Raw genomic sequence first — 3675 nt, forward strand, 5'->3', positions numbered from 1 at the left:
TGGGCCAAGGATGGCCCATCGCGGCGGCCCACGGATTCAAGCCGGAGTGAGGGCACACCGAGCCATAGCGAGGTGCCAAGTGGTGGGGCGAAGGCCTTTTGGTTACTTTTGGGCCTTTCCAAAAGTGACCCGCCGTAAGGGCGGAACCAACATCAGCCCTCACCCAAAACCCGGATATGTACTCAATCCAAATCCCCAGCCTCATGCCGCTCAGCCAACTGCTCCGACACCTCCCCGAAAACCCGATTCACCCTGCGCCCCCGCTGCACCGCAGGCCGTGCCTCAATCGCCTCAGCCCAGCGCAACACATGCTTATACTCATGCACCGAAAGAAACTCCGCAGCCCCATACAACCGCCCCATCACCAACCCGCCATACCAAGGCCAAATCGCAATATCGGCAATCGTATATTCACCCCCGGCAATGTACTCACTCACCGCCAACCGCTGCTCCAGCACATCCAGCTGCCGCTTGGTCTCCATCGCAAACCGGTTAATGGCGTACTCCATCTTGCTCGGCGCATACGCATAAAAATGCCCAAACCCACCCCCCAGATACGGCGCACTGCCCATCTGCCAAAACAACCACGACAAACACTCCGCACGCGCCGCCGGCTCAGTCGGAAAAAACGCCCCGAACTTCTCCGCCAGGTACTGCAAAATCGCACCCGACTCAAACACCCGAATCGGCGTCTCCCCACTGCAATCCAACAACGCCGGAATCTTCGAATTCGGATTCACCGCCACAAACCCGCTGCCAAACTGATCACCGTCACCAATCCTGATCAACCACGCATCGTATTCCGCGCCCGCGTGCCCCAGCGCCAACAGCTCCTCCAACAGAATCGTGACCTTCTGCCCATTCGGCGTGGCCAACGAATACAGCTGCAAAGGATGCTTGCCCACCGGCAGCACCTTGTCATGGGTAGCCCCCGCAACAGGCCGGTTAATGCTGGCAAACGTGCCGCCGCTCTCGGTGTCCCAGGTCCACACCTTTGGGGGTACATAGTCGGTCATGATTTCACTGCTCCTTGGTCTCAGTAGTGTTCGACGCAGCCAATTAAGCCACGTTCCATCCGCCGCCCAGCGCCTTGATCAGGCCCACATTAGCGCTCAATGGCTGGGTTTGCAGCTGCAACGACCAAGCCACCGGCGGGTGGTGTGTCTCGCAATAACAGGTAAAACCCACATGAACGACCGACTTGAAGCGATAGCGGGCGCCGATGAGGCAGGCGTCATAAACCCTCCAGGCCAACCTGAAACGTCAAACCGAACGCCTGCAACAACACCCCGCGTTCAAGAAATACCCCGTTGAGTCATCGATTCAGACCCAACCACCGTCCACAATAAAGTTCTGCGCCGAACACATCGCCGACGCATCAGAGGCGAGAAACAGCGCCATATTGGCGATGTGTTCCGGCAACACGCTGCCCGGCAGGCATTGGCTGCGGCTGATCAGTTCTTTGGCGGCGTCGTCCACCCACATTTCCAGTTGTTTTTCGGTCATGACCCAGCCGGGCACCAGAGTGTTGACCCGGATGCGGCTCGGGCCGAGTTCACGCGCGAGCGCGCGGGTCATGCCATGCGCCGCAGCCTTGCTGGCGGCGTACACCGGGTAGCCGGCAGACGCCATCATCCAGCCCACTGAGCCAAGGTTGATGATGGCCCCGCCGCCTGCGCTTTTCATCATCGGCGCCACCGCCTTGGCGGCGAAGAAAGCGTGCTTGAGGTTGACGGCGATCAGCCTGTCGAACATGGCCGAATCGACTTCTTCCAGGGTGTGGCGCACATCGTTGGCGGCGTTATTGACCAGCACGGTGATGGGGCCGAGGGACTGCTCAAAACCCTCGATCGCGGCCTTGAAGGCGATGTCATCGGTGATATCGCAGTGCACGAACTCCACGCGGTGCCCGTGAGCATTCAACGTCGCCGCCAAGTGCTCGCCCTGGCTCTGCGCACGGTCCACAAAGCCCACCTTGGCGCCCTGCCCGGCGAACGCTCGCACCATGAATTCACCAATGCCCGAGGCACCGCCGGACACCAATACGGTCTTGCCCTTGAGGTCGGGATAAACGGCCTGCTCAGTATTCATATAACGATCGCCTCACTCAATTAGTCTTATTTTATTTTGCAAATACACAGTAAAAGGCTATAAATCTGCTGTTCCATCGACAAAATATCGCACATTAGTAGAACTATTCCACTCAAAACAACAAAAGGAAGTTCGACCATGAAGCACCCTCGTCACCTGCTGTCCGGCCTCGCCTTGTCCATGCTGATGGCTAGCGGCGGCGCCCATGCCGCTGGCCTCACCAGCGAGCAAAAACCGTTCGGCAAAACCAATGACGGCACCGCCGTCGAACAGTACGTGTTGCGTAATAGCCACGGCATGCAAGCCACGGTGATCACCTACGGCGGCGTGCTGCAGTCACTGAAAGTACCCGATAAAAACGGCAAGGCCGAGGACGTGGTGTTGGGCTTCGACGACGTGCAGGGCTACCAGGCCGGCACCGCGTTTTTTGGCGCAACCATCGGACGCTTCGGCAACCGCCTCGCCGGCGGCGCCTTTGAGCTCGACGGCAAACGCTACCAGGTTCCGCTCAATGACGGCCCCAACTCACTGCACGGCGGCGCCCAGGGGTTCGACAAATATGTGTGGCAAGCCAAGTCGGTCAAGGGCAAGGACTCGGTCGGCGTAACCCTTACCTACCTGTCCAAAGACGGCGAGATGGGCTTTCCCGGCAACCTGAAAACCGAAGTCACCTACAGCCTCAACGACAAAAACGAACTGCACATCGACTACAAGGCCACCACCGACAAACCGACGGTACTCAACCTCACCAACCACAGCTACTTCAACCTCGCCGGTGCGGGCAACGACGACATCCTCAAACAAGTCGCCACCCTGCACGCCAGCCACTACACCCCGGTCAACGCCACCTTGATCCCCACCGGCGAACTCGCCCCGGTCAAAGGCACGCCGATGGATTTCCTAAAACCAACCCCCATCGGCCAACACATCAAGGACGACCACCCGCAACTGAAATTCGCCGAACCCAAACAAGGCGGTTTCGACTTCAACTGGGCGCTGGACACCAAAGGCGATATCAAAAAACTCGCCGCCGAAGTCCACGACCCCGCCTCGGGCCGACGCCTGCAGCTCTACACCACCGAGCCGGGCGTGCAGTTCTACACCAGCAACTTCCTCGACGGCACAGTCAAAGGCAAGGCCGGCAAGACCTACCAACACTGGAGTGGCTTCACGCTGGAAACCCAACACTTCCCGGACGCGCCCAACCAACCGAAGTTCGCCTCAACCCGCCTCAACCCGGGCCAGACCTATACCCAGAACACCATCTTCAAATTCACTGCTGACTGAATAAAACTGTGGGAGCGGGCTTGCTCGCGAAGGTGGTGAGTCAGTCAATTAATTTGTTGACTGACTCACCTCATTCGCGAGCAAGCCCGCTCCCACATTTGGATCTCCATTTTGTCTGGAAGAACGCAACCTGCTCTAGAAAAAACAGCGCCTTTGATTCAACCACTCAGGTCGGCTACTAGGCCGCCGTGCTTTAGATTTTGATCTTAGGCGCCCCGTCAACCACGATGGCCGCACGCAGGCTTGAATCCGTGGGTAACCCGGCAGGACGCCGGGTTAGCCGCGCTGGGCCAAGGA

General features: G+C 58.7%; 3 protein-coding genes. 1 reads left to right on the forward strand and 2 read right to left on the reverse strand.

All coding sequences use genetic code 11. The features are described 5' to 3' along the window. Positions 1–182: 182 nt before the first annotated feature. Positions 183–1016, reverse strand: a complete 834-nt coding sequence (gene yghU / locus Q7C20_RS26540) for a glutathione-dependent disulfide-bond oxidoreductase (RefSeq protein ID WP_375071161.1) — start codon at positions 1014–1016, stop codon at positions 183–185. 307 nt (positions 1017–1323) lie between these two features. Continuing rightward, on the reverse strand, positions 1324–2091 hold the full coding sequence (locus Q7C20_RS26545) for an SDR family NAD(P)-dependent oxidoreductase (protein ID WP_375071162.1): 768 nt from the start codon (positions 2089–2091) through the stop codon (positions 1324–1326). Between the two features lie 138 nt (positions 2092–2229). On the opposite strand from Q7C20_RS26545, the gene Q7C20_RS26550 reads away from it, so the two are divergent. Next, positions 2230–3378: an aldose epimerase family protein gene (locus tag Q7C20_RS26550; protein ID WP_375071163.1), complete on the forward strand. Its 1149-nt coding sequence runs from the start codon at positions 2230–2232 to the stop codon at positions 3376–3378. Positions 3379–3675: the final 297 nt, after the last annotated feature.

The sequence above is a fragment of the Pseudomonas sp. AMR01 genome, from assembly GCF_041946035.1.
Lineage (GTDB): Bacteria > Pseudomonadota > Gammaproteobacteria > Pseudomonadales > Pseudomonadaceae > Aquipseudomonas > Aquipseudomonas antarctica_B.